This window comes from Shewanella sp. 0m-8, assembly GCF_052977265.1.
In genome coordinates this window covers 24,638-30,998 of record NZ_JBRIMB010000056.1, presented here as the reverse complement: position 1 = coordinate 30,998, position 6,361 = coordinate 24,638, and the positions used below count along the sequence as shown (strand labels likewise).

Annotated in this window: 5 protein-coding genes; all 5 read right to left on the bottom strand. The window is 42.9% G+C overall.

From position 1 onward, the window contains the following. Positions 1-564: 564 nt before the first annotated feature. Complete coding sequence (locus tag ACVBIO_RS19030; protein ID WP_447164581.1) at positions 565-1,362, bottom strand: SDR family NAD(P)-dependent oxidoreductase; 798 nt, start codon at positions 1,360-1,362, stop codon at positions 565-567. Between the two features lie 374 nt (positions 1,363-1,736). After that, entirely contained in the window at positions 1,737-3,908 is a 2,172-nt protein-coding gene (locus ACVBIO_RS19025; protein ID WP_447160349.1) for a c-type cytochrome, read from the bottom strand. A 1-nt stretch (position 3,909) separates the two neighbouring features. Continuing rightward, positions 3,910-4,530 carry a cbb3-type cytochrome c oxidase subunit II gene (locus ACVBIO_RS19020; protein ID WP_447160348.1) on the bottom strand — a complete coding sequence of 207 codons (621 nt, stop codon included), beginning with the start codon at positions 4,528-4,530 and terminating at the stop codon, positions 3,910-3,912. Next, positions 4,514-5,935 (bottom strand): cytochrome-c oxidase, cbb3-type subunit I, encoded by a 1,422-nt coding sequence (gene ccoN, locus ACVBIO_RS19015; RefSeq protein ID WP_447164584.1) that lies wholly within the window; start codon positions 5,933-5,935, stop codon positions 4,514-4,516. The genes ACVBIO_RS19020 and ccoN overlap by 17 nt, the downstream gene beginning before the upstream one ends. A 3-nt stretch (positions 5,936-5,938) precedes the next feature. Then, positions 5,939-6,271 carry a c-type cytochrome gene (locus ACVBIO_RS19010; RefSeq protein ID WP_447160346.1) on the bottom strand — a complete coding sequence of 111 codons (333 nt, stop codon included), beginning with the start codon at positions 6,269-6,271 and terminating at the stop codon, positions 5,939-5,941. Positions 6,272-6,361 lie beyond the last annotated feature (90 nt).

The window sequence follows — 6,361 nt, the reverse complement described above, 5'->3', positions numbered from 1 at the left end:
ACTAACAACAGAAACTATAATCGTCATCAATTCATGCAGTTCAAGTCTGTAAGAATCCACCAATTTAAAACGAAGAAACCTACCTTGTGTAGGCTTTTTTGTATCTGCAGAAAATTACGACTAACAACAGAAACTATAATCATCATCAATTCATGCAGTTCAAGTCTGTAAGAATCCACCAATTTAAAACGAAGAAGCCCATTGATTCAATGGGCTTTTATGTACCTGAAATTCAAGAACTGCTATTTTGCTAGTTTTGAACTTAGACCCCATCGCACACATATCGCACATCTCACACATCTCACACATAACTATGCAACCCAGTGCAAAAGGGGTGCACTTTCAATACTAATCCTTTTCCTTCTCGGTTCAAATTTTCGACTCTAACTGACTCTTCAAACAATAAACCTGTTTAAGCAATACAAACAAAAAGGCGTATACCTTACGGTATACGCCTTTCAAAGATTATCCCTTGCAGCTCATCAAGGTTTAAGTCTGGCTAGGCAGCGGTTTAGCATAAATCACCTATCCCACCTATAAGTCTCTCCCTTAACTCTTAATGAGTTAAAACTGCACCTTATCTGCATCAAAGTAGTAACGAGCTGTGGCGATATTCATCCCACCAGTTACCGGTAGGCATACTCCTGTGATAAAGCCCGCCTCTTCACTCGCTAAAAAGCTAACGGCATTGGCAATATCGTTAGGTTTACCCATGCGCTTAATTGGCTGGGTAGCCAAGAAGTTATCAATAAACTCTTGGTTTAAATTTTTCTTCACCGCATCGGTGGCAATCATTCCGGGTAAAACGGCATTACAACGAATACCGTAATTTGCATATTGAATCGCTATCTGGCGAGTCATATGATTGATGGCACTTTTGGCTGTACCATAGGCAATACTCGACATTTCTGCACTTAATGATGAAAGCGATGAGATATTAACAATACTTCCACCGCCATTTTTCACCATCGTTGGGATCACTGCTTTTGAAGGGATAAATACGCTATTAATATTCGCGAGAATGTTTTTCTCCCAATCAGTCACTTCAGTGTGTGCAAGGTCTTTATCTAACTTTAAATCTACACCACCGAAGTTATTGACCAATATATCAATCTGCCCTTTATCCTTCAAAATAGATTCTATTAAAGGTGGGTAAGAGTCATTATCAAAAGCGTTAAAAAATAAGCCAATCGCTTGACCATTATTAGCGTTGATCTCACTTGCTGTGGCTTTAGCTTGCTCAACATCCCAATCTGCAACGTACACTGTTGCCCCTTGAGCTCCTAACAGTAGGCTGCAGGCTCTACCTATCCCCTGTGCACCAGCTAAAACAAGCGCAACTTTGTTTTCAAACCTAGACATAACAACTCCTTTAACTGCATGTAATAGCATTACTTTAAACTTGTGCCTATCTATCAACCTAGCGGTACATAATCTATAGGTACACTAAACATCAAGCTTCCACTTCAAGCAGTAATTGTAGAAAACATAAATGGAGGTAGTTGAGAAGTGCCGCTCATATCAGCAAGAAAGAAATGCCATTGATGGACCAATTAAGTAAATTTAAGTGACTTTGGTGGTGAACTTCTACTTTGAACAAGGGGCTATTTAAGCATATCTAACGGTGAGTGCCCCCAGGTTGGATGTGGCACTCATTCAAAAACCTATTTTAATTAGACACTCTGATAACCCGCTACAGTCATCATTGCAATTATTTAGCTCAGCCACAGCTCATGCTAATTAATATTAATATCTGCATCTTTATGATCATACATATCTGGTGTGGTATGCAGATTTCCAGCATAACCCGCTTTCTCTAACTCCTTACGCACCGCTTTAACTTGCTCTGCGGTTACTGGCTCTTTTCTATCACCTAAATAATGGCGAACAAAAGTGATCAGCTCCGCTAGCTGGGTATCAGTAAGTATGTTTTGGAAGCTAGTCATCGGCATAAAGTTACGGCCCTCTTCCAAATATGTCGGTGATAAGCCACGAATAGTCACGGCTATGGTGTTAAAGGGGTCGCTATGCATAATAATGCCGTTATTTAATAGCGTTGGTGCTATGGGATCTCGGCCTTTACCGTCCTCACCGTGGCAGGCACCACAGGTCTCAGCATATAGACTATAGGAGTTTAACTGCTTATCCTTGTATACCTCCGGCGTAAAGCCACTTGGGTTGAGTGGCTTGGTGTCATTAGGGATAGTGTTATGCTCATCACCCACCAGCAAATAGCGAGCAATAGTTTCAATATCATCACGAGTCATTAAGCTGGTACTATTTTTTACCACATCCGCCATTCCCGCGAACGCAGAGCCTTTTGATGAATGGCCTGTGTGCAGAAAATCGGTTAGCGAATCGATATCCCACCTATCTTGGTAAAGTTCTTTAGCGCTAATATCTGGTGCATTCCAGCCATCAATCAAGTTACCTTGAAATATTCGTTCAGGGATCAACGCTTGGGCAACATTACGGGGAGTATGGCATTCACTACAATGGCCCAAACCCATTACCCAGTATTTGCCGCGCTGCCACTGCGCTAACTCCTGTTTATTGAGGTCGACATGTTTTGGCGGTTCATAAGACAGCGGTTTAGTATCCATAAAGACTAAGTTCCAAGCCAGCAAACCTGTGCGAATATTAGAGGGGAATATCATCTCGTTCTTATCATCTTGCCTGGATACCGCGGTGATGGACTGCAGGTAACTCCATAAGTCTTGGGTATCTTGCTCTTTTAAATATTGATAAGAGGTGTAAGGCATTGCAGGATACAAATAGCCATGTTTGCCTTTACCATCAAACAAAGCCGCCTTAAAGTTCGCATAATCATCACTACCAATACCAAAGATTACGTGAGGGGTGATATTAGTTGAATAAATCGTTCCAAATGGCGTCTTAAACGGCAGTCCACCAGCAAAACGCTCTCCGCCTTCTGAGCTGTGGCATGCTACACAGTCACCAGCGTTAATGAGGTACTCTCCACGTTTAACGGACGCGGGGTCGAGCGCTGCAAGCTTGGCATCATAATCAAGGCGCTGCTCAGTGATATAGGCACCAATAGCTAATATTTCGTCCTCAGTAAGCTGCCCTTCAAATGCTGGCATCACGTTGTTAAGGCCATACTCGATAGTGAATATAATCTCTTCAATACTCCCGCCATGTAACCAAATTGCGTCGTTTAACAGCGGGGCACCAATTTGAATATTTGCCACAGTGCCATCACCATGACAACTTGAGCAATTTTCGGCAAAAATGTCTTTGCCTAAATCAATTTTAATTTGCGGTGCGTCTAGGTTGCGACGCAGCGGTTGCAGTGATGCTATGTAATAGGCCATCTTGGTAATTTGGTCTTCTGACAAAATACCTTTCCATCCGGGCATGGCTCCATTTCGACCTTTTTTAATAGAATGTAAAATGTCACTTTGAGAGCCGCCATAGAGCCATTCATTATCAATCAGGTTTGGAAAGCTCTTTTGCCCCTGTGCATTAGTAATATGGCAAGCAGCGCAGTGGTTTTCAAACAATGATTTACCACTAATAGTCACCGTTTTATTACTCGCAAGGGCCAATAAACTTTTATCCGTTAATGGCACCATTTCGATTTCTAAGTCTGTGGTTGGCGAACTAAGCGCATCATCACTTTGCTTCCACCCCATCGCCCCTTGCCAATTACCTAGGCCTGGGTACAAAACTAAAAAAACAGCTGCAATAGCAAAGGCTGCTAAATAAGCGATAAAAAGTATACGGGGGGGCGGCGCATCGTTTTCGTCAATGCCATCGAATGTATCAATCGTTTTATCTTTGTCAGCACTCTTATTGTTGCGCCAGTACTTAAAGATCACGAATCCCATGATGCCAAGAAATAACAATGTTAACCCAACGGCCCAAATGTTCCAGAAAGCAGTCATGTTATCGCTCCTGATCGCTGGCTGTATCTTGTCCTAGGCTTTGCAAATACTGAATTAAAGCCTCCCCTTTAGTCACACCTCTCACCGCTATACGAGCCCCTTCTATCTCATTGTCAGTGTAAGGCACACCTAAAGTTTGCAAGGTGCGCATCTTCCCTTCAATCGCATCTCCACTCAGTACTTGTTCAAATAACCAGGGATAAGCAGGCATGATGGATGTAGGAACGACTCTTCGAGGGTTAATAAGGTGAAGCCGTTGCCATTGCGCTGAATACTTGCGCCCAATATTGGTGAGATCCGGTCCCGTGCGCTTTGATCCCCAAAGACTTGGAAATTCATAAATGTCATCGGCTTCCTTATTGGCTCTACCATCTCGTTTCACTTCAGGCGCTATATCACGCACCATCTGGGTATGGCACACATGACACCCTTCGCTAATGTACACATCTCGCCCTGCAGACTGCACGGCCGTTAAGGGTTTAGCTAATGACTCAGCCCGCAGCTCATCTGTACGCGCTAAGCTAGGCACAATAAGTACGAGTATAGAAAAACTCGCCACCAAGGTTGTCGCTAAAATGAGGATGACCACAGATTGAGTAAAGTCCTTACTGAACATGTTCATGACCCTCCACCTTTGTCGACACCGTTTTATATAGATTCAACGCCATCAGTAATAAGCCAAGTACAAAGCAGGCACCACCAATAAATCGCATGAGCAACCAAGGTGCTTTAAAGTCCATAGCCTCTACAAAGCTATAGGCTAATGAGCCATTTTCTAGCTGGGCTAGCCACATATAACCTTCACCAATACCTGCCACCCATAAGGCGATGGCATACAAAGCAACCCCAAGGTGAGCAAGCCAGAAGTGCCACTTAACCAATCGACTGGACCACAGTTCACGCTTATTCCATAGCTTTGGTATAAAGTAATAGAACACCGCAATCGCTGACATGGCGACCCAGCCAAGGGCACCTGAATGAACGTGACCAATCACCCACTCGGTATTGTGGGCCAACATGTTAAACCAACGTATGGCTAAAAGTGGGCCTTCGAATGTCGCCAAGCAGTAATAGAAAATCGCTGACATAAAGAACCACATTATGTAATCCTTTTTTAGCTTTGCCTTGTTTTGCAATAACGTCATGGCGCTATTAAATGCCCCGGCCCATGACGGTAAGAACAAAATGAGCGACATGACTATGCCAATATTTTGCACCCAAACCGGTACAGATGAATAGATAAGATGATGGGTGCCAGCCCAGGTATAAAAACCGACTAAGCCCCAAAAGTGAATAATGGAAAGGCGATACGAATAGATAGGTCGCTCTGCAACCTTTGGAATAAAGTAGTAATTCATTCCGATGATGCCAGCAGTTAATAAAAAGCCGACTGCGTTATGCCCCCACCACCACTGAACTATCGCGTCCTGCGCTCCGGCATAAACGGGATAAGACTTCATAAAGGATGCAGGCAACGCCAAGTTATTAATGATAAAAATCAGAGCGATGACAATAATGAAAGCGCCATAAAACCAGTTGGAAACAAAGATATGCTTTACATTTCGTATCGCTATTGTGCCAAAAAACAACACGGCATAGAGTACCCATACCAGTACGATAAGTAGATCGATAGGCCACTCTAGTTCGGCGTATTCTTTAGTGGTGGTGTAGCCCAGAGGCAGAGTGATAACGGCTAATAATAGGACTAATTGCCAGCCCCAAAATACCATCCAAGAAAGACTTCGATTAAATAATTTGGTCTGACCAGTTCTTTGCACTATGTAGAGTGAGGTTCCCATCAAAACATTAACGACAAAACCGAAAATAACCCCCTGAGTGTGCACTGGACGTAACCGACCAAATTGAAAATATTCAGAGTCAAAGTTAAGTGCAGGCCAGTAAAGCTGAGCGGCTAAGACCAAACCAATGAACATGCCAAAAATTGACCACGCAACAGAGGCCACAATAAAGTAACGGACAACTTTTACATCATAGTTTGCATCATAAAGCTCAGTGCTAGCTTGCATTGCCTACTCCTTTCCCTTTTGTGTACCCAACACGGAGTAATAATATGAAATATCCTTTTTATCCTGTTCGGTGAGAGTATCTGCTTGCTGCTGCATCAAAATAGCCAAACCACTGGTTCGCTGTTTTGTTTGATAATCATTCAATGCTGAAATTAGATACTGCATTTTTTGACCACGTAAATTGGGATACAGATCGATAGTTGAGATCCCATCCTCACCATGGCAAGTCATACATACTCTGGCTTTCTCTTTACCAATAATAAAATTGGGGTCATAGTCCGCAGATGCGGTTACTGTCCAAAATACGAGTATTAGTAGGAGGGGTAGTCGGTTCATAAGCAGTCCCTTATCTTCTATAGCACCTTATTGAAACTAGTCGGTCTTGCTTGATTTTCCACAAAATCCATAAATATTATTGCAAAGCCA

Excerpts from the sequence above, each read along its gene's own strand:
- ccoN (WP_447164584.1), bottom strand. The coding sequence starts at position 5,935 with ATGCAAGCTAGCACTGAGCTTTATGATGCAAACTATGATGTAAAAGTT.
- ACVBIO_RS19030 (WP_447164581.1), bottom strand. The coding sequence starts at position 1,362 with ATGTCTAGGTTTGAAAACAAAGTTGCGCTTGTTTTAGCTGGTGCACAG.
- ACVBIO_RS19010 (WP_447160346.1), bottom strand. The coding sequence starts at position 6,271 with ATGAACCGACTACCCCTCCTACTAATACTCGTATTTTGGACAGTAACC.
- ACVBIO_RS19025 (WP_447160349.1), bottom strand. The coding sequence starts at position 3,908 with ATGACTGCTTTCTGGAACATTTGGGCCGTTGGGTTAACATTGTTATTT.
- ACVBIO_RS19020 (WP_447160348.1), bottom strand. The coding sequence starts at position 4,530 with ATGAACATGTTCAGTAAGGACTTTACTCAATCTGTGGTCATCCTCATT.